Source organism: Sphingobacterium hungaricum (assembly GCF_015210005.1).
In the GTDB taxonomy this organism is placed as follows: Bacteria; Bacteroidota; Bacteroidia; order Sphingobacteriales; family Sphingobacteriaceae; genus Sphingobacterium; species Sphingobacterium hungaricum.
Genome location: NZ_MU158697.1, coordinates 143,070 through 168,038, shown reverse-complemented (window position 1 = coordinate 168,038; position 24,969 = coordinate 143,070). Strand labels below are relative to the sequence as shown.

The 24,969-nt window shown below is 39.9% G+C and carries 19 protein-coding genes; 10 read left to right on the top strand and 9 right to left on the bottom strand.

Annotation, left to right across the window (positions count from 1 at the left end):
* Positions 1 to 4: 4 nt before the first annotated feature.
* From C4F49_RS00655 to atpD, 8 genes are all read right to left on the bottom strand, one after another.
* A complete protein-coding gene (locus C4F49_RS00655; RefSeq protein WP_196933902.1) occupies positions 5 to 490 on the bottom strand; it encodes a DinB family protein in 486 nt (161 codons plus the stop codon).
* A gap of 2 nt (positions 491 to 492) precedes the next feature.
* Positions 493 to 1,083, bottom strand: a complete 591-nt coding sequence (gene ilvN, locus C4F49_RS00650) for an acetolactate synthase small subunit (protein WP_196933901.1) — start codon at positions 1,081 to 1,083, stop codon at positions 493 to 495.
* A 113-nt stretch (positions 1,084 to 1,196) separates the two neighbouring features.
* A complete protein-coding gene (locus C4F49_RS00645; RefSeq protein ID WP_196933900.1) occupies positions 1,197 to 1,565 on the bottom strand; it encodes a four helix bundle protein in 369 nt (122 codons plus the stop codon).
* An 81-nt stretch (positions 1,566 to 1,646) separates the two neighbouring features.
* Positions 1,647 to 3,389, bottom strand: a complete 1,743-nt coding sequence (gene ilvB / locus C4F49_RS00640; RefSeq protein WP_196933899.1) for a biosynthetic-type acetolactate synthase large subunit — start codon at positions 3,387 to 3,389, stop codon at positions 1,647 to 1,649.
* 32 nt (positions 3,390 to 3,421) lie between these two features.
* Positions 3,422 to 5,119 (bottom strand): dihydroxy-acid dehydratase, encoded by a 1,698-nt coding sequence (gene ilvD / locus C4F49_RS00635; protein ID WP_196933898.1) that lies wholly within the window; start codon positions 5,117 to 5,119, stop codon positions 3,422 to 3,424.
* Positions 5,103 to 5,993, bottom strand: a complete 891-nt coding sequence (locus C4F49_RS00630) for a branched-chain amino acid transaminase (RefSeq protein ID WP_196933897.1) — start codon at positions 5,991 to 5,993, stop codon at positions 5,103 to 5,105. The genes ilvD and C4F49_RS00630 overlap by 17 nt, the downstream gene beginning before the upstream one ends.
* A gap of 351 nt (positions 5,994 to 6,344) precedes the next feature.
* Complete coding sequence (gene atpC / locus C4F49_RS00625; protein WP_196933896.1) at positions 6,345 to 6,593, bottom strand: ATP synthase F1 subunit epsilon; 249 nt, start codon at positions 6,591 to 6,593, stop codon at positions 6,345 to 6,347.
* Positions 6,594 to 6,712: 119 nt separating this feature from the next.
* The gene (gene atpD, locus C4F49_RS00620) at positions 6,713 to 8,215 is read right to left on the bottom strand and encodes a F0F1 ATP synthase subunit beta (protein ID WP_196933895.1); all 1,503 of its coding nucleotides are present in this window, start codon (positions 8,213 to 8,215) and stop codon (positions 6,713 to 6,715) included.
* 342 nt (positions 8,216 to 8,557) lie between these two features.
* Here atpD and C4F49_RS00615 point away from each other — a divergent pair, with 342 nt between their 5' ends.
* Both C4F49_RS00615 and C4F49_RS00610 read left to right on the top strand, forming a co-directional pair.
* Positions 8,558 to 10,195 carry a M14 family metallopeptidase gene (locus tag C4F49_RS00615; RefSeq protein WP_196933894.1) on the top strand — a complete coding sequence of 546 codons (1,638 nt, stop codon included), beginning with the start codon at positions 8,558 to 8,560 and terminating at the stop codon, positions 10,193 to 10,195.
* A gap of 9 nt (positions 10,196 to 10,204) precedes the next feature.
* Positions 10,205 to 11,971 carry a M14 family metallopeptidase gene (locus tag C4F49_RS00610; RefSeq protein ID WP_196933893.1) on the top strand — a complete coding sequence of 589 codons (1,767 nt, stop codon included), beginning with the start codon at positions 10,205 to 10,207 and terminating at the stop codon, positions 11,969 to 11,971.
* Between the two features lie 50 nt (positions 11,972 to 12,021).
* On the opposite strand, the gene C4F49_RS00605 is transcribed toward C4F49_RS00610, so the two are convergent.
* On the bottom strand, positions 12,022 to 12,627 hold the full coding sequence (locus C4F49_RS00605; protein ID WP_196933892.1) for a DUF4094 domain-containing protein: 606 nt from the start codon (positions 12,625 to 12,627) through the stop codon (positions 12,022 to 12,024).
* A 274-nt stretch (positions 12,628 to 12,901) separates the two neighbouring features.
* Between C4F49_RS00605 and C4F49_RS00600 the strand changes: the two genes are divergently transcribed.
* The 8 genes from C4F49_RS00600 (at position 12,902) to C4F49_RS00565 (ending at position 24,969) form a co-directional block, all read left to right on the top strand.
* Positions 12,902 to 13,615, top strand: coding sequence for a CoA transferase subunit A (locus C4F49_RS00600; RefSeq protein WP_196933891.1), 714 nt, complete (start codon positions 12,902 to 12,904; stop codon positions 13,613 to 13,615).
* Between the two features lie 21 nt (positions 13,616 to 13,636).
* Positions 13,637 to 14,815 (top strand): thiolase family protein, encoded by a 1,179-nt coding sequence (locus C4F49_RS00595; protein ID WP_196933890.1) that lies wholly within the window; start codon positions 13,637 to 13,639, stop codon positions 14,813 to 14,815.
* A gap of 2 nt (positions 14,816 to 14,817) precedes the next feature.
* Positions 14,818 to 15,447 (top strand): 3-oxoacid CoA-transferase subunit B, encoded by a 630-nt coding sequence (locus tag C4F49_RS00590; RefSeq protein WP_196933889.1) that lies wholly within the window; start codon positions 14,818 to 14,820, stop codon positions 15,445 to 15,447.
* A gap of 138 nt (positions 15,448 to 15,585) precedes the next feature.
* Positions 15,586 to 16,659 carry an L-rhamnose/proton symporter RhaT gene (gene rhaT / locus C4F49_RS00585; RefSeq protein WP_196933888.1) on the top strand — a complete coding sequence of 358 codons (1,074 nt, stop codon included), beginning with the start codon at positions 15,586 to 15,588 and terminating at the stop codon, positions 16,657 to 16,659.
* Positions 16,660 to 16,675: 16 nt separating this feature from the next.
* The gene (locus C4F49_RS00580; protein ID WP_196933887.1) at positions 16,676 to 18,784 is read left to right on the top strand and encodes a bifunctional aldolase/short-chain dehydrogenase; all 2,109 of its coding nucleotides are present in this window, start codon (positions 16,676 to 16,678) and stop codon (positions 18,782 to 18,784) included.
* A gap of 31 nt (positions 18,785 to 18,815) precedes the next feature.
* Complete coding sequence (locus tag C4F49_RS00575) at positions 18,816 to 20,090, top strand: sugar isomerase (RefSeq protein ID WP_196933886.1); 1,275 nt, start codon at positions 18,816 to 18,818, stop codon at positions 20,088 to 20,090.
* 9 nt (positions 20,091 to 20,099) lie between these two features.
* The gene (locus C4F49_RS00570; protein ID WP_196934385.1) at positions 20,100 to 21,458 is read left to right on the top strand and encodes an FGGY-family carbohydrate kinase; all 1,359 of its coding nucleotides are present in this window, start codon (positions 20,100 to 20,102) and stop codon (positions 21,456 to 21,458) included.
* Positions 21,459 to 21,801: 343 nt separating this feature from the next.
* Positions 21,802 to 24,969 carry a SusC/RagA family TonB-linked outer membrane protein gene (locus C4F49_RS00565; RefSeq protein ID WP_196933885.1) on the top strand — a complete coding sequence of 1,056 codons (3,168 nt, stop codon included), beginning with the start codon at positions 21,802 to 21,804 and terminating at the stop codon, positions 24,967 to 24,969.

Genomic DNA, 24,969 nt, shown 5'->3' with positions numbered 1-24,969 from the left:
TGATTTAGTCTATTGATTTCTGTAATACTCTTTTTTGTGCCAATGCGTATCCGTAATGCAAGGCGTCGTGGGACAAGCTCATCAGAAGCACTTCTTCGATTTCGTTCATTTCTACACCAAAAGTTTCGGTTGAAAAAGGTGTGATCGAAGATAATTTTCCATCGATGTAATCTGCTTCTAGTTGTGCGATCGTACCTAGCGCTAGGTTTTTCAGCTCTTCAATTTCGGGTGCTGAAATGTTGCGGGTAGGTTTTGAACCTTTTTTAAAATCTTCTGCATATTTTATTGAAGACATATCCGGTAAAATACCACTTCGAACATAACATAAGATTTGAGTTGACACAACGATGTGCCCAAAATTCCAAATGATGTTGTTGTTAAATCCTGCCGGAATGTAATTCAGCTCTTCTTCGCTTAAGCCATCAATCAATTTGATAAATGGATTTCTGCCGATACGAATGGCTTCTGTTATTGATTTTTTACTTCTCATGGTTACATTGTAAATACATTTCCGCCTTGTTCTAGGAACTCATTTTCCACTACTTCTTGTGAAGGCTCTTCCTTTTCAAATTGTTTTAATTTAGAATGGAATCCAGCAGAATCTTTAATGATTGCAATACGCGCGCCACGGACGAATTCAATCAATCCATATTTCGTTAATTCTTCTGTCAGGCGATCGATTTCTTCGCGATGTCCCGCAGTTTCAAAAACAATGTAATCGTTACGAATCACAACCGCGGAAGCTCCGAATTGACGCAACAAACGTTCAACGTATGCCTTTTCGGTAATTACATCTGCCGGAACTTTATATAAAGCTTGCTCTTGCCAGATTAATTCGTCATTTGTGTTGTAATAAGCTTTTAATACTTCAACTTGTTTTTCAATCTGACGACATAGTTTGCGCACAACTTCTTCAGCCTCAGTGATTAAAATTGTAAATCGGTGAATGCCTTCAACTTCAGAAGGAGAAGTGTTCAAACTTTCGATATTGATTTTTCTTCTTGAAAAAATCCCCGAAATACGGCCTATCATTCCGATAGAGTTTTCGGTATATAAGGTAATGGTGTATTCTTGTTTTTCCATTTTAAATTAAAAAATAAAAAGTAAAAAATAAAAAAGGGTGGCTACTTAACCTGACTTTATGTTACTGATTACTGTTTTTTTGCTAGCACGATTTTAATACTTTTCATGCTAATTTATTTCATGTTTTCTTTTGTCTTTATTATAATCGAAGCAATAATTTTTGACAACTCATCTGCTTCTGATAATAACTTTTTTAACTCGTGGTTTTCTTTCCAAATTGTATCTCTCAACAAGCAAATCCAATATTTAGATTCGTTTGCCGACTTTAATGCTATTAGATAATATTTTATAAAATCTCTTTTTGATGAGCCAGCATACCCTTCGACTAAATTTGCTCCGATTGACGTGGAGCTTCTGACTACTTGATCAATAAGGGATAAATAAACTCGATCGTATGTCTGATCCTTAACAAATAAAATAACATCTTTCGAAAATCGATAAGCTCGATGTTTGATATCCACCGGTTTCATGTTATTTTCCATTTGTTGAAGGTTTATTACATCAAATCAATTCCTCTCTCTAATAGCGACTACGCAAGTTTTTTAATTTTTAAATTTTAATTTTTACTTAAGTCTTATCTCCGAAACGCTAGTGCCTTGACAAACCATCGGGAATACATTGTTTTCTTTGCCGACCATTACTTCCAATAGATAACCTCCATCGTGGTCAAGCATAGTTTTCAATGCATTTCTCAAATTTGCACGCTCTGAAATCCGCTGTCCTTCTAAATAATATCCTTTTGCGACAGCAACAAAATCAGGACTTGTGATGTTCACAAATGAATAGCGTTTGTCGTGGAATAGCTGTTGCCATTGGCGAACCATTCCTAAGAATTCGTTATTCAAAATCAAGATTTTGACTTTCGCTCCGAACTGCATAATCGTTCCTAACTCTTGGATTGTCATCTGGATTCCGCCGTCACCGATAATGGCTACAACGTCTCGCTCTGGAGCGCCATACCAAGCACCGATTGCTGCTGGAAGACCAAATCCCATTGTTCCTAAACCACCTGAAGTTACGTTTGATTTCGATGAATTGAACTTTGCATAGCGGCAAGTCACCATTTGATGCTGACCAACGTCTGTTACGATAACGGCATTTCCGCCAGTCAATTCATTCAAGACGTTAATCACTTCGCCCATCGTCATGATATCTGTTGATGGATTTAATTCTTCGTTGATGACTTCTTTAATTTCTTCTTGCTCTAAATCTCTAAATTTTTGAACCCAAGCCAAATGGTCATTTTTCTGAATTAACGCTGATAATAGCGGAAGTGTTTCCTTACAGTCGCCCCAAACGGGAACAGTTGTTTTTACGTTCTTATCGATTTCAGCAGGGTCAATGTCCAAATGAATCACTTTTGCTTGTTTCGCATACTTATCCAATCGGCCCGTAACACGGTCATCGAAACGCATTCCGACAGCAATCAGCACGTCACATTCGTTGGTCAATACATTCGGCGCATAGTTTCCATGCATGCCTAGCATTCCCACGTTTTGAGGATGGTCCGTTTCCAAAGCACTTAGTCCCATTACGGTCCAAGCTGCAGGAAATCCGCCTTTTTCAATAAAATCTTTAAATTCTTGTTCTGCTTTTCCCAAAATCACGCCTTGCCCGAAAATGACAAAAGGTTTTTTGGCTGCATTGATAACCGCTGCAGCGCGTTCTATATACTCGTTGCGAATAATCGGTGATGGGCGATACGAACGGATATGGTCGCACTTTTTATATCCAGGATAGTCGAATAACTGGATTTGCGCATTTTTAGTAATGTCAATCAGCACAGGTCCCGGTCTTCCGGTTTTAGCAATGTAAAATGCTTTAGCCAACACGGAAGGGATTTCTGTAGCATCTGTGACTTGGTAATTCCATTTCGTAACAGGAGTTGTGATATTAATCACATCTGTTTCTTGAAATGCATCTGTACCTAATAAAGAAGCAAAGACCTGTCCGGTAATGCAAACAATGGGATTGCTGTCAATCATTGCGTCAGCTAAACCAGTCACTAGATTCGTCGCTCCAGGACCGGATGTAGCAAAAGCCACTCCGACGCGTCCGGAAGTACGTGCATATCCTTGCGCTGCATGAATCCCGCCTTGTTCGTGACGGACCAAAATGTGCTCTAATTTTTCGCTATAATCGTATAGCGCATCATAAATTGGCATAATGGCACCGCCCGGGTAACCAAATATGGTATTCACACCTTCATGAACAAGTGCTTCCAAAACTGCTTGCGAACCACTCAATTGGATGGCTGTTTCAGTTGCTTTGGGTTCTTCTACTTGCGTTTTTTCCAATGTACTCATATCTTCTTTCCTAACTTTTTCTTGAATAATTTTTATTGGTCGGTTACACAACCTTCCGATGCATCAGATACTGTTTTGGCATATTTATACAACACACCTTTGGTCACTTTAAGTGCCGGTTGAGACCATTTTGCACGACGTTCGGCAATGGTCTGTTCGTCAACTTTTAGATTAATCGTGTTATTGACTGCGTCGATTTCGATAATGTCATCATTTTCGACTAAACCAATCGTTCCGCCATCGTAAGCTTCAGGCGTAATGTGGCCCACGACAAAGCCGTGTGTACCGCCCGAAAAGCGTCCATCCGTAATTAAAGCAACGGACTTTCCTAATCCTGCACCAATAATTGCAGAAGTTGGTTTCAGCATCTCCGGCATTCCCGGTGCACCTTTTGGTCCTTCATTGATAATCACAACAACATCGCCTCGGCGAACCGTGCCATCTGAAATTCCTTTGATTAAATTTTGTTCTCCATCGAATACACGTGCTGGACCGACAAATTTTTCACCTTCTTTTCCTGATATTTTTGCGACCGAACCTTTTTCGGCAAGATTTCCATACAGAATCTGTAAGTGTCCCGTCGCTTTGATTGGCTCGCTTAATTTTTGAATGATGGGTTGATTGTAATCAATAATGGATTTGACGTCCGCTAAGTTTTCAGCTACCGTTTTTCCAGTTACTGTGATGCAATCACCATGCAATAATCCTTCATCCAATAAGTAACGCAAGACAGCCGGAGTTCCTCCATATTGTTGCAAGTCTTGCATTAAGAACTTGCCAGAAGGTTTGAAATCGGCCAAAACTGGTGTTTCGTCAGACATACGCTGAAAATCATCTTGAGTAATGTTTACGCCAACCGATTTACCGATTGCAATAAAATGCAATACAGCGTTTGTACTTCCGCCTAAAATAATGATTGACCGGATTGCATTCTCAAATGCTTTGCGCGTCATAATATCCGAAGGCTTAAGGTCTTTTTCTAAAAGGATTTTGATGTATTTTCCAGCCTCTAAACATTCCTCTTGTTTTTCTTTCGAGATGGCTGGATTCGAAGAGGAGTAAGGCAAGCTCATTCCCAACGCTTCGATAGCCGAAGCCATGGTGTTCGCTGTATACATCCCGCCACAAGCGCCAGCGCCTGGACAAGTATGTTTTATAATGCCATTGAAATCTTCATCTGATAGATTTCCAGCTATTTTCTGTCCTAATGCTTCGAAAGCAGAGACAATATTTAGTTCTTCTCCTTTATAATGGCCCGGAGCGATTGTTCCACCATAGACCATAATCGCTGGACGGTCTAATCGACCCATTGCAATGATAGCTCCCGGCATGTTTTTGTCACAGCCCGGAATAGCAATCAAACCATCATAATATTGTCCGCCACAAATCGTTTCAATGCTATCCGCAATGACGTCGCGCGAAACTAAAGAATAGCGCATGCCATCTGTTCCGTTGCTCATTCCGTCAGAAACACCAATGGTTCCGAAGGTCAACCCAACTAAATCATTGTTCCACACACCTTTTTTGACAACTTGTGCCAAATCATTTAAATGCATGTTACAGGTGTTGCCATCATAGCCCATACTCGCAATTCCCACTTGCGCCTTGTCCATATCTGCATCGGTCAATCCGATTCCATACAACATGGCTTTCGCGGCCGGTTGTGTCTCGTCTTGCGTGAAGATACGGCTGTATTTATTTAATGTGTTCTCATTAGATGATGACTTCATAATTCTCTTGCTCTAATACTAAATTTTTATATTTTCGTTGAATGGAAGCGCCAATGGTATGTTCCCATTCTTCCTGATAAATGATTTGGTCTACTTCTTTAATGCCAATAATTTCTGCTGCTGTTCCGCATAAAAATGCACTGTCAGCTTCATGCACGTCTTGAATAGTTAAGTTCTTTTCGACTAAGTCGAAATTTAATTCCTGACAGATATCGATAACCGTCTGACGTGTGATTCCTGGAAAAATATTGGATAGGGGCGGCGTATAAATCGTGTAATCCTTTTCGATAAATAAATTTTCACTTGATGCTTGCGCAACGAATCCATTTTGGTCCAATAACAAAGCTTCGTCGTAGCCATTTTTCAAGGCTTCTGAAGTTGCTAAAATGGAATTGATGTATTGTCCTGAAACTTTCGCATCGATGCGGAATGACTTCGGCGTTGGACGTTCAATGCTGGATGTGAAGACGCGCAACAGATTATGGCCCAAATAAGGTCCCCATTCCCAAGCGGCAATCATCAAGCTGCTTTCCGAGTCCGCATTTAAATGCATATTGGAACCTGAAAATACCAAAGGACGAATGTAAGCCGAACGCAAATTATTTAATCCTAATAATTTGTAGGTCTTTTCAATTAAATCTTGGTTGTTCCAATGATAGTCAATCCCTATGGCTTCACATGAATTCTTTAACCTTTCGAAATGTTCTTCGGCTTTGAAGATGCGTGTGCCATTATGCGTAGCATATGCGCGCAAACCTTCAAAAGCTCCGTAACCATAATGCAGGGATTGTCCAAAAAGATCTACGCCTGCGCTATGCGCTTTTGCGAACTCGCCATTAAAATAGATGAGCGTATTTTGATTATAGTATTGCATACCTTAAAAAAATAAAATTTGTCTTATCCCCAAGACATCATGCTTCATTTGATTCTGTAAGTTACTTCGATTAAAAATTCTTTACAATAGCTAAAGGTAGAATTTTAAAAAAGTTTTAAATTTTGAATAATTAAATTTATCAAAATAATATTTTGCTTAAATTGACATTACACATTCTTTATAATGTTGTTAGTAGACTAAAATTAAAATCGGTATGTTTTTGTCTTCGAGCTCGAATTTTAAAAAACCCTAAAATTCTGCTTAAAATTGGTAATTCAGTGAAATTACTTGCAAAAAAAGAGCCCCTCATTTTTGAAAATGAAGGGCTCTTATATGACGTTATTAAATAAATTAACTTGCTATAATTCCCTCCGCTAAAACCGTAATGACGTTATCATTCGCTTCGACGACACCACCTTTAATAATAAAGATTTCTTCCGCATTACCAACACGAATAATTACTTTACCATCTTCTAGTGTAGAAACAATAGCAGCGTGGTCTTTCAAAATCTGAAAGGACCCATCTGTTCCAGGAACAGTTACGGCAGTTACTTCGCCGTCGTAAACTAATTTATCTGGTGTAATTATTGTTAATTTCATTTTCTCTAGTATTTAGTATGTAGTATATAGTATTTAGAAAACGCCTTAGTGATTCCACTGAGAAATTGTAGTATTTAAACAAGAAGTCTAACTACTAAATACTTTATACTATCTACTCTCTAAACTGCTTCTGCTAATAGTTTTTTACCTTTTTCGATTGCTTCGTCAATGTTACCCACTAAGTTGAATGCAGCTTCTGGATATTCATCTACTTCACCATCGATAATCATATTGAAACCTTTGATTGTATCTTTGATGTCAACCAAAACACCTTTTAAACCTGTAAACTGTTCAGCTACGTGGAAAGGCTGTGATAAGAAACGTTGAACACGGCGTGCTCTGTGTACAGTTAATTTATCTTCTTCAGATAACTCATCCATACCTAAGATAGCGATGATATCCTGTAACTCTTTGTAACGTTGCAAAATTTCTTTCACACGTTGAGCCGTATTGTAATGTTCGTCACCTAAAACCGCAGGAGATAAGATACGAGAAGTAGAATCCAATGGGTCTACCGCAGGGTAAATACCTAACTCAGCAATTTTACGGGACAATACTGTAGTAGCATCTAAGTGGGCAAATGTTGTTGCCGGTGCAGGGTCAGTTAAATCATCAGCAGGAACGTAAACCGCCTGAACAGATGTAATTGAACCGTTTTTAGTTGAAGTAATACGCTCTTGCATTAAACCCATTTCTGTAGCTAATGTCGGTTGGTAACCTACTGCAGAAGGCATACGGCCTAATAAGGCTGATACTTCAGAACCTGCTTGAGTGAAACGGAAAATGTTGTCGATAAAGAACAATACGTCTTTACCTTGTCCATCACCTTCGCCATCACGGAAATATTCCGCAATTGTCAAACCTGATAAAGCAACACGCGCACGTGCACCTGGAGGCTCGTTCATTTGTCCGAAAACAAATGTACATTTAGATTCTTTCAACAATTCATTGTCAACAGTTTCCAAAGGCCATTCGCCTTTTTCCATGCCTTCCATGAAGTGCTCACCATATTTAATAATACCAGACTCCAACATCTCACGCAACAAGTCATTTCCTTCACGAGTACGTTCTCCAACGCCCGCAAATACAGAAAGACCACCGTGACCTTTGGCGATATTATTAATTAATTCTTGAATTAAAACTGTTTTACCAACACCAGCACCACCGAATAATCCGATTTTACCACCTTTAGCATAAGGCTCTAACAAATCGATTACTTTAATTCCTGTAAAAAGAATTTCTGATTCTGTCGATAAATCTTCAAAACGAGGAGGTACATTGTGGATTGAACGACCGTTAGTTTTATCCAAATTAGGAATACCATCAATCGCATCACCAACAACGTTGAATACACGGCCTTTGATTTCTTCACCAATCGGCATTTTAATCGGAGCTTCTGTGTCAACCACTTTCATTCCACGAACCAAACCTTCGGTTGCATCCATGGCAATCGTGCGTACACGTTCTTCGCCTAAGTGTTGTTGAACTTCTAAAACAACGCGTTGTCCATTTTCTTTCTCAATGTATAATGCATCGTAAATCTTTGGAAGTTTATCATTGTCCGCAAAGTTAACGTCAACCACAGGGCCGATAATTTGCGCTATTTTACCAATATTGGGCATAGTATAAGGACTAAATTATTATTAATCAATTCTTAAAGTTAAACTTTACAGTCTTTTTCGGACTGCAAAAATAAGTTTTATCTTTCTAAAAGACAACCTATAAATGAAGAAAAAATAAAATTATTTTCAAAGCTGTTTTTTAACTGCAAATCAGCCATTTTTGAACAAATAATTCCTGCCCATTTTTAACTATTGCTCCAGCGAATGATAAGTCAATTTCAAATGATATCGCTCTATCTCACATAAATTGTGCATATCTTACCTTTTTCTCATCAATTTTTTGGTAGTACATCATCATAAATCCTATATTTAAGGTGTTCAACTACTCTTATTAATTAAATCATGAAGAAATATCATTTTCTGTTTATTTCATTTTTACTGCCTGCGCTTTTGCAAGCGCAATGGAAGTATCCTAGTTATGAACAGATTCAAAACGACATCACTCAAATAGGCAAAAATAAGTTTGTAACGCAAGAAGCGATTGGAAAAAGCCATGGCGGACAACCCATCTCCTTATTGAAATTTCAGAACGCCAACAAAAATGCACCGACCTTATTGCTTGTTGCCGGAGTGGATGGACAGCATCCAGCGGGAACCATAAGCGCTTTGCATGTGGCAAAAAACCTGTTGAAACTGAGTCCCGATTCTTTAAGCAAATTATTGGACAATAAATCCATTTGGATTTTGCCTTTGGCAAACCCAGATGCGTACGTGCGAAATGCTTCTGCTGTTTTGCAACTGACGTCTGGCAATGCAAGGCAAATAGACAATGACCGAGATGGGCGCGTAGACGAAGACCCGGCAAAAGATTTAAATGGCGATGGGGTTATTTCACAAATGCGCGTGAAATCTTTGGCTGGAACGTATAAGTTGCATTCGGCCTTTTCAGATTATTTATTAGCGGTTGACCCGAGCAAAGGCGAGAAAGGAATTTATGAACTCTATACAGAAAGCATCGATGCCGACAAAGATGGGTTGTATGGAGAAGATGGCGCTTCCGGTGTAAATATCGACCGGAACTTCACCTTTGATTATGGAATCTTTGAACCCGAAACCGGAGAATATGCTGCTTCAGAAGCCGAAACAAAAGCGATTTTGGATTTGCTTTACGAAAATCCACAGATTTCAACCGTCCTGCATTTCGGATTGCAAAATAATTTATCGATAGCCGAAAACTTCGATAAAGGAAAAGCAAGTGAGCGCATCATTAAATCATGGAGTTCCAACGACGCACAAGTCTCAAATTACGTCACTTCTATTTACAATGAGACCGTGAAGCCATTGGGCGAAGCTCCAAAAGCGAATGCTGGCAAAGGCAATTTTTCATCCACAGCTTATTATCATGCCGGAAGATTTAGTTTTGTTACGCCTTCTTGGTGGGTTCCTTCCGTGCAAGACACGAGCAAACAAGCTGATTTGCCGAAAAAGGCTGCGCCAAACGGAAAAGTCCCTGATGATAAGTTTGTGAGCTGGGTGTATAAAAATAATATTGAAGGCGCGATTTTGCCTTGGACGAAAGTCAATCATCCAGATTTCCCAAATCAAGAAGTTGAAGTGGGAGGTGTTGTCGAATTATACAAAAATAATCCGCCGGTAGATTTGCTTGAGGCTAGCAGTGAGCTGCATTCCAATTTTGTGATTAAGCTGGTGCAGTCAATGGCGGCATTGGAGTTTTCGCAACCAAAGATTACGGCTCTTGGAAACGATATCTTCCGTGTTGAAATGCGTGTGTTTAACACAGGAGGCATGCCGACCTATCCTGAAATCGGCGACAAGATTAGACATGTCTCAAAATTAAAGACCATTATTGAACTTCAAAAGTCGCAACAGTTTTTAAGCGGAAAACGTTTGGAACTGTATCCTTCCTTAGCTGCTGGAAAATCGCAGGATTTTTCTTGGTTAATCAAAGGAAAAGGCAAAGTCGAAATTGTAGTAGGCTGTCCTGCTGCTGGTGAAAAAACAATTTCTGTCACTCTTTAATCTTACAAAATGAAATTGAAATCTCTTATTATACTTTTCGTATTATTATATACTACGCAATTTTCTTTTGCACAGAAAGAAGATAAAGCTGTCGAGGAAATTGCCGGACTGCGCGCAATCGGTTCTCCATCGAATCCGAAAGTTCCAATGAATTGGAATCGCTACCACGACTACAAACAGATGGAACAATTCTACAAAGATTTGCAGAAGGCCTATCCCGGTCTTGTCAAATATGAATCCATCGGCAAGTCTTATGAAGGCCGAGATATTTTTGTGTTGACTGTCACGGATTTTAATTCGGGGGATGCGAACCGCAAACCTGGAATGTGGATTGACGGAAATATCCATGCCAACGAATTGCAGGGTTCTGAAATATCCATGTATACAGCTTGGTATTTGGCGGAAAACTTTCAAGCAGTACCTTTTATTAAAGAATTATTAAAAGACAAAGTTTTCTATATCGCACCGACTATCAACCCAGATTCTCGCGAGTACTTTATTTATGAACCGAATAGCATGCATTCGTCAAGAACAGGACGACGTCCTTTCGATAATGACGGCGATGGTCTGATTGCTGAAGATTTGTATGATGATTTGGATGGCGACGGAAATATTGTAATGATGCGACGCAAATCGAAAACAGGACGGTATAAAGTTGACCCTGAAAATGCTAAGCGCATGATTATTGCTAAAGCTGGAGAACAAGGCGAGTATGAGATGCTTGGGTTCGAAGGAATAGATAATGATGGAGATGGTTTGGTAAACGAAGATATTACGGGAACTTATGACCCGAATCGCGATTGGGGATGGAATTGGCAACCGAACTATGTGCAAAATGGAGCGTTGTTTTATCCCGGAACTCTTCCTGAAACACAAGCCGTAAAGAATTTTGTGTACAGCCATCCCAACATTGCGGGAGCGCAGTCGTATCACAATTATGGCGGTATGATTTTGCGCGGTCCTGGCGCAGCGGAAGACGAGCGTTATTACTCAAGAAAGGATGTGCAAGTGTATGATGCCTTAGGCAATGTCGGAGCAAAAATTCTTCCTGGGTACGATTATATTGTTATCCATAAAGATTTGTATACCGTTTATGGTGGCGAAATAGATTATCTGGCCTTGACTCGAGGCATCTTTACATTCTCCAATGAACTGATGACGACTTACAAATTATTCAATCAAAAATCAGGTTCCGGCTTTGGCCAAAGTGATGAATATTATGAATTTGATAAATTGCTGATGTTTGGGGATGCTTATGTCGATTGGAAAGAATATGACCATCCGCAATTCGGAAAGATTGAAATTGGAGGTGCGAAGAAAAACTATACGCGCAACCATCCAGGATTTTTGTTGCTGGAAGATGCGCACCGCAATGCCGCATTTACGATTTACCATGCTCATCATTTGCCAAAATTGGAAGTGCTGGACGCAGCGGTGAAACCACTTGGCGGAAATCTCTTTGAGGTCAACGCAACGATTTGGAACACGCGCATTATTCCGACGCATTCCGACCATGATGTAAAAAATAAAATTGAGCGCCCCGACCACATTCGTTTGGAAGGTGCTGATGTAATTACAGGAATGCGGGTCTTGAACAGTGATTTTAATGAAACAAAAGAACAGAAGTATCTGCCTCAGCAAATCGAGATTCCAACGATAGACGGTATGGGTGCGGTCAAAGTGAGATGGATTGTCAAAGGCGACCCAAAAAATGCGAAGATTGTTGTCGATAGCCATAAAGGCGGTCTGCTTTCAAAGAATTTGAAAGATATTTAAGCTGCGCTTAAAAAAACAAAAGCCTGAATTTTTTCAGGCTTTTTGTGTTTTTAAGAATTTCTTTTCATTTGTTCGTCGAGCAGCTGTCTTTTCAATTGCTGTTCGCGCTCCATGGATTTCTTGCGAAGCGTCTGCAATTCTTCCTGCGCTTCATTTGCAACTTCTTTATGTGTATTCGTGTCAACTTTTGCTTTTCTAAATGAGGCAAGAGTTATCAAGAAGGCAAGGGTAAGTACAATAATAATAGACCAGACTAAAGTATGATAGCTCGCTTTTGAGAAATCAATTCCCATAAAGGAAATGCTATCTGTTTTGCTCTTTTCCTGTGCTAATTCCGCTTCTAAGGTAGAAATTTTCGTTTCTAATTCCGTAGTCGTGGATGCATGGGAAGAGCTGGATTCCTTTAACGTTTTAATCTCGGTTTTCAGAGTTTTTACCGTGTCTAATGCGTTTTTTCTAAGAACCTCTAAGTTGGTTTTTCGGATTAATTTGAAATCTGCGTCTTGCGACCTAGACAATGCAGCGATGTAAAAAAATTGACTATCTAAGCTGCTTTTCTGCAAAGCTTCTTGCATATTCATGCGCTGGGCAAAAATGCTCGAAGAACTAAAACTGGCTAAAAGAATAAAAATTAATAACGATACGCGGTGCTTCATTAGTTTGTGTGTTGTTTGGTGTTTTATCTAATTAACATAACTTTTCTTGAAATATTGCTATTAAAATGAAATTAATCTCAAAAACTTCAAATCCATCTTCCTTTATTTATTGTAAAAATTAAAAGATTTTTACTGGTTAACAAATTATTTATCAAAACATTTCCTTTTTTTCTTCAAAATTTTTAATTCTTAAACGGAATTAAAATACTGTGCTAATTATTCACTAATTTGATTACCAAATTATAAACAAGTAACAAATTAGGTTCTTCAAAATATGATAAATAAAACTGTAGCGAATGCTGAAGAGGCCATAGCGAATATTGAAGATGGAATGACCATTTCAGTTGGTGGCTTCGGTCTGTGCGGCATTCCCGAAAATCTGATTCAGGCATTGATTCATAAAGGAGTCAAAGAGTTGACCTGCATCAGCAACAATGCCGGTGTCGATGATTTCGGGCTTGGATTATTGTTGCAAAACAAGCAGATTAAAAAAATGATATCTTCTTATGTAGGGGAGCATGCTGAATTCGAAAGGCAAATGTTGAGTGGCGAATTGGAAGTGGAATTAATCCCGCAAGGAACATTGGCGACTCGATTAATGGCTGGCGGATATGGAATGCCGGTTATTTTTACGCCTGCTGGCGTCGGAACTGAAATTGCCGAAGGCAAAGAAATCCGGAAATTCACGTTCCACGGTGTCGAAAAAGACTATCTAATGGAGCAGGCATTCGAACCTGATTTCGCACTGGTGAAGGCTTGGAAAGGTGACACGATGGGCAATTTGGTTTTTCGTGGCACAGCCAATAACTTTAATCATTCAATGGCGATGTGTGGCAAAATTACGATTGCTGAAGTCGAGGAATTGGTCGAGCCAGGCGAATTAGACCCAAACTATATTCATACACCGGGTGTATTTGTCCATGCTATTTTTCAGGGCGAGCATTATGAGAAAAGGATTGAACAGCGTACGGTTAGAACTGCAGAATAATTGAATTTTAAAAAGAATAACATGAATAAAAAAGTATATATCGTTGCGGCAAAACGCACAGCTATTGGAAGTTTCGGAGGCGGTTTGTCTACTTTATCTGCTCCTCAACTAGGTGCAGCAGCGGTGAAAGCAGCTTTAGAACAAGTTGATTTATCATCCGACGAAGTCGACGAAATTTTTATCGGAAACGTGCTTCAGGCGAACATTGGTCAAGCTCCGGCAAGACAGGTTTCTAAGTTAGCAGGATTGCCAGACAAAGTTTCTGCAACAACAATCAATAAAGTATGTGCCAGTGGCATGAAATCTATTTCATTAGCCGCACAAAGTATTTTGTTAGGAGATAATGATGTTGTGGTTGCTGGCGGAATGGAAAGCATGAGCCAAGTTCCTTATTATTCGCCTTCCACTCGCTGGGGCGCAAAATATGGTGACCAATCGTTAGTCGATGGATTAAATAAAGATGGCTTGACAGATGTCTACGGAAATTATGCCATGGGCGTCTGCGGTGAAAAATGCGCCGAGAAATATGGTTTCACGCGTGAGGACCAAGATGATTATGCGATTTCATCGTACACTAGAAGCAAAGAAGCTTGGCAGAAAGGGAAATTCACAAAAGAGGTCACAGCGGTTACCGTTCCGGGAAGAAAAGGCGATGTTGTCGTTGAGGAAGATGAAGAATATAACAATGTCAACTTTGAAAAATTAAAGCAATTGAAATCTTCATTTAAAAAAGACGGAACAATTACAGCGGCTAATGCTTCGACATTAAGCGACGGAGCTGCGGCGCTTATTCTGGTGAGCGAAGAAAAATTAAAAGAATTAAACCTGACACCCATAGCCGAAATCATTGCTTATGCCGACGCAGAGCAAGAACCAGATTGGTTTACCACAACGCCAGCTTTAGCGACCGAAAAAGTATTGAAAAAATCGGGGTTGACGATTTCGGATATTGATTATTTCGAATTCAATGAAGCATTTTCGGTGGTCGCACTGGCGAATGCCAAGCTATTGGATTTGCCTTTGGACAAAACAAATGTCTACGGAGGCGCGGTATCGTTAGGCCATCCTTTGGGTTGTAGCGGCGCCCGGATTGTGGTTACCTTAAGCAGTGTTTTGAAGCAAGAGGGCGGAACTTACGGATTGGCGGCGATTTGCAACGGGGGCGGAGGTGCTTCTGCAATCATTATTAAAAACCTATAGCCATGTTGGATAAATTTGGAATCGCAAAACGGATTGCGAAAGAGGTAAAAGATGGCTATTATGTCAACCTAGGAATTGGAATTCCAACGCTTGTTGCGAATTACATTCCCGAGGGAATAAATGTTGTCTTGCAGAGCGAGAACGGTTTGCTAGGCATGGGGCCATTTCCGGCCGAAGACGAAGTGGATGCTGATTACATCAATGCAGGCAAGCAGACCATTACAACTTTACCGGGTTCAGCATTTTTCGATTCGGCGATGAGTTTCGGAATGATTCGCTCGCGGAAAATTCATTTGACAATTCTCGGAGCGATGGAAGTTTCAGAAAATGGCGATATCGCTAACTGGAAAATCCCTGGAAAAATGGTCAAAGGCATGGGCGGAGCAATGGATTTGGTCGCTAGTGCCGAAAATATTATTGTTGCGATGCAACATGTCAATAAAGCTGGCGAATCCAAGTTGTTGCCATCTTGTACATTGCCGTTGACGGGCGTTCGCTGTGTCAAAAAAATTGTGACCGAATTGGGCGTCTTTGATGTTTTGCCGGAAGGTGGATTTAAATTGCTTGAATTGCATGAAGGTGTGACCGAAGAACAAGTTAAACAAAGCACTAAAGGAAAGCTGATTATTTAAAGATTAGCAGATTTAAGAAAGAAGGAGCAAACCAAAAGTTTGCTCCTTCTGCTTTTAAGCATGACAGTGCATAACAGTTTAAATCCAAGAATCCATTAAATTCGTATTGGATTAATAACCTAAATTAAATAATTAAATATGAATGCAATTGCTGGTGTACTGTTTCATTTTATTGGAGGATTTGCTTCAGGGAGTTTTTACGTTCCTTATAAAAAGGTAAAAGATTGGTCATGGGAATCCATGTGGATTCTAGGCGGCTTGTTCTCATGGATTATTGTTCCTCCGATTGCGGCTTATTTAACCATTCCGAATTTTTGGGAAATTATCAAAGGCACCGATTCAAGCATTTTAGGCTACACCTATTTGTTTGGTGTTTTGTGGGGAATAGGAGGATTGACATATGGCCTAGGCGTCCGTTATTTGGGCGTTTCATTGGGAAGCAGCATTATTTTGGGGCTGAGTATGGTTTTCGGCGCATTGATGCCCGCCATCTATTATTTCTTTAACCAAACACCAGGGAAGCACAGCATAGATTTCTTTTTTACAGACCCATCGGGTATCACGGTGATGATAGGTTTGCTGGTTTGTATTATCGGTATTTATTTGTGCGGCAAAGCAGGAATGTTGAAAGAAAAGGATTTAAGCGGAAGCACGAATGTTGTGAAGGGTGAATACAATTTCGGACTGGGAATCACAGTTGCTATTGTCTCAGGATTATTAAGTGCTTGTTTCAATTTCGGGATTGAAGCAGGAAAGCCAATGGCTGATGTAGCCAATAATCTCTGGAAAGCCGTCAACCCGAATCAAGGCGAGTTTTTATACCAAAATAACGTAACGTACATCATTATTCTCTGGGGAGGTTTTACGACAAACTTTATCTGGTGTTTGTACTTATTGATTAAAAACAACAGCTTTTCAGATTACAGCAATAAGAAAGCGCCATTGGGCAAAAACTTTTTGTTGTGCGCTTTAGCTGGAACAACTTGGTATCTGCAATTTTTCTTCTATGGCATGGGCGAAAGCCGCTTAGGAAACGGAGCAAGTTCATGGATTTTACACATGGCATTTATCATTTTAATATCCAATGCCTGGGGAGTCGTTCTGAAGGAATGGAAGGGCGTTAGCAAGCCAACTTACCGAGCTATTATATCAGGAATCGTCATTATTATTTTATCCATCTGTATCGTTGGATTTGCAAAAACTTTAGAATAAAACAGAATATATGGAAATGAAAACATTTCAGCATGTGAATTATTTATGGGATGAGCAGAAAGCACGTTCCCTTGAGGGAGATGAAGTTGCTTTATTGTTATACCGTTCAAATCTATTGGGCTCAGATTTGAGAATCACAAATTATGGAGGAGGAAATACTTCTTGCAAGCTTATTGAAAAAGACCCTTTAACTGGTCAGGAAACTGAAGTCATGTGGATTAAAGGTTCTGGTGGCGATATCGGAACATTAAAGAAATCAGGATTGGCAGCGCTGTATGTTGACCGTTTGCGCAATTTGGAAAATGTGTACCGCGGAATTGAGCACGAAGATGAAATGGTGGCTTTGTTCAATCATTGCATCTATGATTTAGATTCTAAAGCTCCTTCGATTGATACGCCACTGCACGGTTTCCTGCCGTTTAAGCATATTGACCATTTGCATCCAGATGCGGCGATTGCCATTGCGGCAGCAAAAGATGGAAAGGAGATTACAGAAAAACTATTTAAAGGAAGTATCGGCTGGGTCGATTGGCAAAAGCCAGGATTTGATTTGGGACTGCAACTCCGCGAATGTTTAGAAAATAATCCAGGAATTCGAGGAATCATGTTGGGTTCGCACGGGTTATTTACTTGGGGAGATACTGCATACGAGTCTTATGTGAATTCGCTAGAAGTTATTGAGAAATGTGCGGCATATTTGGAAGAAAATTACGGAAAGGCGAGACCAGTTTTTGGCGGTGAAAAAACGGAATCGCTTTCGGCAGACCAACGAAAAAAGCAAGCGGCTAAATTAGCGCCGATATTGAGAGGTTTTTGTTCAAGTGAACGTTCAATGATTGGACATTTCACTGATGGCGACCGTGTTTTGGAATTTATTAATTCAAATGATTTGGAACGCTTAGCGCCATTGGGCACCAGCTGTCCTGACCATTTTTTACGTACAAAAATTCAACCTCTAATCATAAATTTGGATAAAGAGGAATCTTTAGATGATATCGAAGAGATAAAAGCTAAATTACTTCCTCTTTTCCAAGATTATCGTGCAATGTACGCTGCTTATTATGAAACGCATAAGCATCCAAATAGTCCAGCCATTCGTGACGCAAATCCTGTAATTATTTTGTATCCAGGAGTTGGGATGTTTGCTTTCGCAAAAGATAAGCAAACGGCTCGTGTCGCGTCTGAATTCTATACCAATGCCATCAATGTGATGAAAGGTTCGGAAGCTGTATCGACCTACACCTCATTGCCTCGGCAAGAAGCATTCGATATTGAATACTGGTTATTGGAAGAAGCGAAATTGCAGCGCATGCCAAAACCAAAAGCGTTATCAGGAAAGATTGCGTTGGTGACCGGAAGCGGTGGTGGAATTGGCAAAGCCATTGCGAAAAAATTCGTTGAAGAAGGCGCGGTGGTTTTGCTGAATGATTTGAATCAAGAACGCTTACAGACGACCAAAGATGAATTTGTCAAATTATTTGGTCAAGACGTTGTCGATGCAGCCGTTTTAGACGTGTCTAGTGAAGAACAGATTTCAGAGGCTTTTGCAACAGCTTCGCTGGCCTTCGGCGGCATCGATATTGTTGTCAACAATGCCGGTTTATCAATTTCAAAATCGATTGAAGACCATACACAAGCGGATTTGGATTTGCTGTACAATGTGTTGGTGAAAGGCCAGTTTCTGGTAACAAAGGAATGCACAAAGATTCTGAAAGCGCAGGCAATTGGTGGCGATATCATAAATATTGTCAGTAAAAATGCGTTAGTTAGCGGCCCGAACAATGCGGGTTATGGAAGTGCAAAAGCGGCTCAATTACATTTAAGCCGATTAAATGCGTCAGAATTGGGGCAGTATAAAATCCGTGTCAATGTGGTGAATCCAGACGCAGTGATTTCAGACAGCAACATTTGGTCTGGAGGATGGGCAGAAGGAAGAGCAAAGGCGTATGGAATTTCAGTGGAAGAATTGCCAAATTTCTACGCGAAGAGAACCTTGTTAAATGAAATTATCTTACCAGTAGATATCGCAAATGCATGTTTTGCTTTTGTTGGCGGTTTGTTGTCCAAATCGACCGGCAATGTGCTGAATGTTGACGGCGGTGTCGCGGTGGCTTTTGTTAGGTAATCTTTATTTTAATTCTTACATTTAAATAACCATGAAATTAGATATAAACCAGATAGAACAACATAATGCTTCATTGAGCGAAGCTCATCAACGAAAATTTGATTTTATTGCCAATGAAATTAAGGACGTTGAAGCTGTTATCGAAAAATTGCAAGCTTTTCAAATTGCAATTCCGAGTTGGGCATTGGGAACTGGAGGAACACGTTTCGGTCGTTTCAACGGACCGGGCGAACCCTCCACATTAGAGCAGAAAATTGAAGATGTGGGCTTGTTGCACGCATTAAATAAATCGAGCGGTGCCATTTCATTGCATATTCCTTGGGATATTCCTACGGATGCCCAAAAAATAAAGGATTTGGCTGCTTCATACGATTTGACATTCGATGCGGTGAATTCTAATACTTTTCAAGACCAAGCAGGACAGGAATTTAGTTACAAATATGGTTCGTTACATCATGTGGACGCTCGAGTGCGAAAGCAAGCTGTAGACCATAATATTGAAGTAATCAAACATGGCGAGGCTTTAGGTTCCAAATCGTTAACGGTTTGGCTAGCAGATGGCTCATCTTTTCCAGGTCAGTTAAATTTTAGGGAAGCTTTTCAAAATACGCTTTCGAGTTTGCAGGAAATCTACGCCGCGCTCCCTTCTGATTGGAAGCTGTTTGTCGAATACAAAGCTTTTGAGCCGCATTTCTATTCAACGACCATTGCGGATTGGGGACAATCTTTGCTACTGGCTTCCAAACTTGGAGACCAAGCGTATACATTAGTTGATTTGGGGCACCATTTGCCAAATGCAAACATTGAACAAATTGTTTCCTTGCTGCTGATGGAAGGAAAGCTTGGTGGATTCCACTTCAATGACAGCAAATATGCAGATGATGATTTGACTGCAGGAAGCATTAAGCCTTATCAGCTGTTTTTGATTTTCAATGAATTGATTGACGGCTTAGACGCGCGTGGATTGGATCATGCCACAGGTTTGGGCTGGATGATTGACGCCTCGCACAATTTAAAAGATCCTTTAGTGGACTTGTTGCAATCGGTGGATGCGATTAAGCTAGCGTATGCGCAAGCATTATTGGTGGATCGCGTAAGTCTGAAGCAAGCGCAACAGGAAAATAACATTATCAAGGCACAGGAAATTCTTCAAGATGCTTTTAGAACTGACGTCCGTCCGATTGTTGCGGAAGCACGGAAAAGAAGCGGTGCAGCGATTGATCCGGTTGCATTATTTACAGCATTAAATGTCCGCGGTCAGCTAGTTCAGGAAAGAGGAGAAAAATCTGTAGCAACAGGATTATAAGATTTCATGATGGGTAAAGTGCGTAAGAATGTGGTTGCTATTTTCGATGTGGGGAAAACGAATAAAAAGCTTTTCCTTTTCGATGAAAATTACCATATCGTGTTCGAAAGGTCGGCTCGTTTTTTAGAAACGGTCGACGAAGATGGAGATCCCTGTGAAAATCTGGAAAGTTTACGGCTATCGGTTTTTGACTCCTTGCATGAGGTTTTCCGAAAAGATGAGTTTGAAATAAAAGCCATCAATTTTACATCCTACGGTGCAAGCTTCGTTTATCTAGACGAACATGGCAGGCCGCTGACTCCGCTCTACAATTACCTGAAAACGTATCCAGAAGAAATTCAGCGCGAACTGTACGCTGCATATGGCGGTGTGGATCAATTTTCTTTGGAAACGGCTTCGCCGGCATTGGGAAGTCTAAATTCAGGACTTCAGATCCTAAAATTAAAAACAGAAAAGCCAGATCTATTTTCGAAAATAAAGACAGCGCTGCATCTTCCTCAATATTTGAGTTTTCTAGTTTCTGGAAAAATGTATACCGACAAAACCAGCATAGGCTGTCACACAGCGCTATGGGATTATCCCAAAAATAACTACCACAGGTGGGTTAGCGACGCTGGAATCGAAAAAATCTTCGCGCCAATAGTCAATGGCGACGAAGTGTTTCCTTCGACGCATCCTGGTTCTACTTACGAAGTCGGAATTGGTTTACATGACAGTTCTTCGGCATTAATTCCATATTTGCTGAATTTTCATGAACCTTTTATCTTGATTTCTACGGGAACTTGGTGCATTTCTCTTAATCCATTCAACAATACCGCGTTGACGAAAGATCAGCTGGAACATGATACGCTATTCTACTTGACGTATTCAGGAACTCCAGTAAAGGCGTCTCGATTATTTGCTGGGCAGGAGCATGAAACTCAGATCAAGCGAATCGCTGAACACTACGATATTTCGACCGCAAAATTGAGAAATTTATCGATGAATTGGGATTTGATGGACGCTATCAAAGCGAAATTTAATTTTGAAAATACGGCTTTGGATACCTTCTCAAAAAGAGATGTAGCCGCTTTCGCAAGTTTTGAAGAAGCCTACCATGTCTTGATTATGGATTTGGTAGTCGCTCAATTGGCATCGACAAAACTTGTTTTAGGCGAAACAAAAATCACCCGCATTTTTGTAGATGGCGGTTTTAGTAAAAATACGATCTACATGAATCTGATCGCATATTACTTTAAAGACATCGAAGTGTTCGCCGCTTCTATGGCTCAAGCAACAGCCATCGGTGCAGCCTTAGTCATACACCAACATTGGAATCCAAAACCTATTCCGCATGATTTGATTGAGCTGAAATATTATCGAGCTTAAATCGTTCATTATTAATTTATTCAGCTCGGAGACAAGACTGATTTAGTTTTATCTTCGAGCTTTTTTTAAAATGTCCCCTGATGTTTTTTTTATACAATCCCATCATAAAAGTATTTTATTAACTAGAATAAGTTGTAATTTTTGAGAAAAAACTTTATTCTTATAGAAATTATTACTTATCGAATTTTGTCAAATACCGACTTTCTTAACGAAAATTAAATTTTCTAAATCTAAAGGATAGTGCAGGATGGTTAAAGAAATTATCCTTTCTACATTTGAATAGTAATGCACAGAGAGTTATGATTATGTGCAATTACCCTAACCTACATTATAAACGTATAATATGATAAAAATTTATTTTTTGAAATCAGTTATGTTGTTTTTCTTAACAACATTAATTTTTTCTCTAACAATTACTTATCTACATGGACAGAATAACCATAGGGTTACTGGTACCATCACTGATTATGCAAACAACAATGTAATTTCTGGCGTAACTATACGTGTTGAGGGAACTTCGATAGGAACAAATTCTGATCAAAATGGAAAGTATAGTTTGAATGCAGATCCAAATGCAACGCTGCTAGTCGAATTCATTGGTTATGAGAAACAATCCGTAAAAGTAAACAATCGTTCAGTCATCAATCTTACCTTGCTGCAAAGTACAGAGAATGTAGATGAGGTAATCGTGGTTGCTTATGGACAGCAAAAGAAAATCTCAATTACAGGCGCTGTAAGCTCGGTTACTGGAGATGAATTACGCCAATCGTCTTCAGCCAGTCTTGCAAATTCGTTAGCAGGGAGACTTTCAGGATTAACCTCCATCCAGTCGGGTGGTGGACAGCCTGGCGTGGATGATGCGACGATGTATTTGCGCGGAGCTGCAACAACAAACGGGCAAAACCCGCTCATTCTGATTGATGGTGTTCCTAGGGACAACATCCCCACATTGGATGCGAGCGAAGTCGAGTCTGTAACGACATTGAAAGATGCTTCAGCGACAGCTGTTTTCGGGGTGCGCGGTGCAAATGGAGTTATTTTAATTACGACCAAGCGCGGTCAGAGCGGCAAAACAGAGATGAATGCATCATGGGATCAAAGTTATTCCTCATTTACTCGCCAGCCCGAAAGATTAACTTCGTTAGAATACATTGATTTGCGCAATCAAGCGTCATTGAACGATAAAATTGAATTGCCATTCAGTCCGGATACGCGTGCGAAATTCGAAAATCCATTATTGGGTTTAGATCCGAATGATCCAGATTACGCTTTTAAAGCAAAGGTGCGAGAATACATTTATCCGAATCATGATTATTACCGTGAGTTTATCAAAGAATTTACGCCACAATCGCGCATCAATGTAAGTGCGAGAGGAGGAACAGACAAGGTTTTGTTTTTTGTAAACACGTCATACCTTCATCAAGGAGGAAATCTAAATACCTTGGACAAGAGTGTATTGGGTTATGATCCTTCTCCTAAATTGGATCGTTATAGTTTCCGAGCGAATTTGGATTACAACATCTCTAAAAACTTCAAAACATTCTTGAATTTAGGTAGTTATATTGAGCAAGTCAATATGCCCTCTGCTGCTGTTTATCCAGGAAGCAACCCTTCTTGGATGATGCGTGATATTTTCTTTCAAGCACAGTCCATCTTACCGATTACGCCTGGTCCGGTAACGATTGATGGCTTTGGCGTAGAACCTGGTTTAACTGTTGATCCAGGTTATTTGGATAGGTCGGCATACGAGGTGATGAATAAACAGGGATATCGAAATTCCATGCGCTCTAACATGAACGCGTCGTTTGGAATGGATTGGAATCTATCGTCTCTATTGGATGGTTTATCCGCCAAAGGAATGATTTCTTATGATGCTTATGCGTCTGCAACGACGCAAGGAAGTAAAAAGGAACCTTTGTATTTTGCTGTCGTAAATTATGATACAGACGAATTGTCCTACACCGTTTTCAGGCCCGATGAAGAAAGAATTTCGTTCAACAAAGGCGTAGATTCTAGGTATAACATTAATCTGCAAGGCTCATTGAATTTTGTAAAGCAGTATGGAAAACATGGGGTTTCAGGAATGTTTTTGGCGCAGCGAGATTATTGGGAATCTACGGGTGGAGAAATTCCATTTAATGTATTAGGCGTAGCTGCACGAGCAACATATGCATATGACGAACGGTATTTGTCGGAAGTAAATCTAGGGTACAATGGTTCGGAACAATTTGCACCAAACAACCGTTTTGGGTTTTTTCCAGCCGTTTCTCTAGGTTGGGTAGTAAGTAACGAGGCTTTTTTTAATAAGGATTCCTTTCTATCGCTTCTTAAATTTCGCGGGTCTTACGGAAGGGTTGGGAATGATAAGATTGGGGGTGGACGATTTTTATACCAAAGTGATATAACTTTAGGGGGCGGGCCATTAGGCAGTATTTCTCAAGGCCGCGGCATTAATCAAGGACTGTTAGGAAATCCAAATATCCGATGGGAAATTGCAGACAAGCGCAATATCGCGGTAGATCTTCAGTTTTTTAAATCCCTGAATGTGTCATTCGATTATTATGTCGAAAAAAGATCCGATATCTTAATTGAAAGAGGCACTGTTCCTCAGTTTCAAGGCGTGCCATTAAACAATATTCCTAAGGTTAATATGGGAATGGTGGATAATCGAGGATATGAAATTGAATTGTCTTATCGCAAACAAATCAATAACTCCTTGATTTTTAGAACCAATGGAAATATTGGGTTTAATAAAAACATCGTGAAGTTTTTGGATGAGCCGAAACGTGATGACTCTTACATGATGAGTTACGGAAGAACGGGACTTCCTCTAAATCAATCCATAGGCTATAAAATTGATTATGACAATGGAAACGGATATTTTAATTCTCAAGAAGAATTGGATGAATATTTATCGCATACAACGTATGGTTTTGGAACACCTCGAGTGGGCGATTTTAAATACAAAGATTTAAACGAAGATGGAGTTGTGGATAATAAAGATATTGTCCCGATAAAATATACATCGATTCCTGGACTTATTTATGGTTTGAATCTTGGTGCATCATATAGAAAATTTGATTTCAGCATTTTCTTCCAAGGCGTTGGCCGTTACTCATCAAACTTTGCTGAGCAAGGAGTTTATGAAAATACTAAACAAGGGACTTATTTTGGGTATCATAAGCAAGCATGGACAGAGGAACGCTATCAAAATGGCGAAGAAATTACTTATCCAGCGTTAAGCACACAAAATAATACCAACCATACCGCAAATGACTTTTTTGTTATGAACCGTTCATTTGTTCGTCTAAAGAATATCGAACTGGCTTATACTTTTTCCGAAAACTACCTACAATCCATTGGCCTGAAATCACTGCGCGTATACGTAGGAGCTCAAAATTTATATACCTGGACAAAATTTGCCATGTCTCACCATGATCCAGAGTATAATGACGCGCTAGGCTATCCGATTTCTAAAATGTACAATTTTGGGTTGAACTTATCATTTTAA

Coding starts and splice junctions, on each gene's coding strand:
- C4F49_RS00575 (WP_196933886.1), top strand. CDS start 18,816: ATGAAATTAGATATAAACCAGATAGAACAACATAATGCTTCATTGAGC.
- C4F49_RS00565 (WP_196933885.1), top strand. CDS start 21,802: ATGATAAAAATTTATTTTTTGAAATCAGTTATGTTGTTTTTCTTAACA.
- C4F49_RS00630 (WP_196933897.1), bottom strand. CDS start 5,993: ATGCAATACTATAATCAAAATACGCTCATCTATTTTAATGGCGAGTTC.
- ilvD (WP_196933898.1), bottom strand. CDS start 5,119: ATGAAGTCATCATCTAATGAGAACACATTAAATAAATACAGCCGTATC.
- C4F49_RS00655 (WP_196933902.1), bottom strand. CDS start 490: ATGAGAAGTAAAAAATCAATAACAGAAGCCATTCGTATCGGCAGAAAT.
- C4F49_RS00580 (WP_196933887.1), top strand. CDS start 16,676: ATGAAAACATTTCAGCATGTGAATTATTTATGGGATGAGCAGAAAGCA.
- ilvN (WP_196933901.1), bottom strand. CDS start 1,083: ATGGAAAAACAAGAATACACCATTACCTTATATACCGAAAACTCTATC.
- C4F49_RS00615 (WP_196933894.1), top strand. CDS start 8,558: ATGAAGAAATATCATTTTCTGTTTATTTCATTTTTACTGCCTGCGCTT.
- C4F49_RS00590 (WP_196933889.1), top strand. CDS start 14,818: ATGTTGGATAAATTTGGAATCGCAAAACGGATTGCGAAAGAGGTAAAA.
- C4F49_RS00600 (WP_196933891.1), top strand. CDS start 12,902: ATGATAAATAAAACTGTAGCGAATGCTGAAGAGGCCATAGCGAATATT.
- C4F49_RS00610 (WP_196933893.1), top strand. CDS start 10,205: ATGAAATTGAAATCTCTTATTATACTTTTCGTATTATTATATACTACG.
- rhaT (WP_196933888.1), top strand. CDS start 15,586: ATGAATGCAATTGCTGGTGTACTGTTTCATTTTATTGGAGGATTTGCT.
- ilvB (WP_196933899.1), bottom strand. CDS start 3,389: ATGAGTACATTGGAAAAAACGCAAGTAGAAGAACCCAAAGCAACTGAA.
- C4F49_RS00605 (WP_196933892.1), bottom strand. CDS start 12,627: ATGAAGCACCGCGTATCGTTATTAATTTTTATTCTTTTAGCCAGTTTT.
- atpC (WP_196933896.1), bottom strand. CDS start 6,593: ATGAAATTAACAATAATTACACCAGATAAATTAGTTTACGACGGCGAA.
- C4F49_RS00645 (WP_196933900.1), bottom strand. CDS start 1,565: ATGGAAAATAACATGAAACCGGTGGATATCAAACATCGAGCTTATCGA.
- atpD (WP_196933895.1), bottom strand. CDS start 8,215: ATGCCCAATATTGGTAAAATAGCGCAAATTATCGGCCCTGTGGTTGAC.
- C4F49_RS00570 (WP_196934385.1), top strand. CDS start 20,100: ATGGGTAAAGTGCGTAAGAATGTGGTTGCTATTTTCGATGTGGGGAAA.
- C4F49_RS00595 (WP_196933890.1), top strand. CDS start 13,637: ATGAATAAAAAAGTATATATCGTTGCGGCAAAACGCACAGCTATTGGA.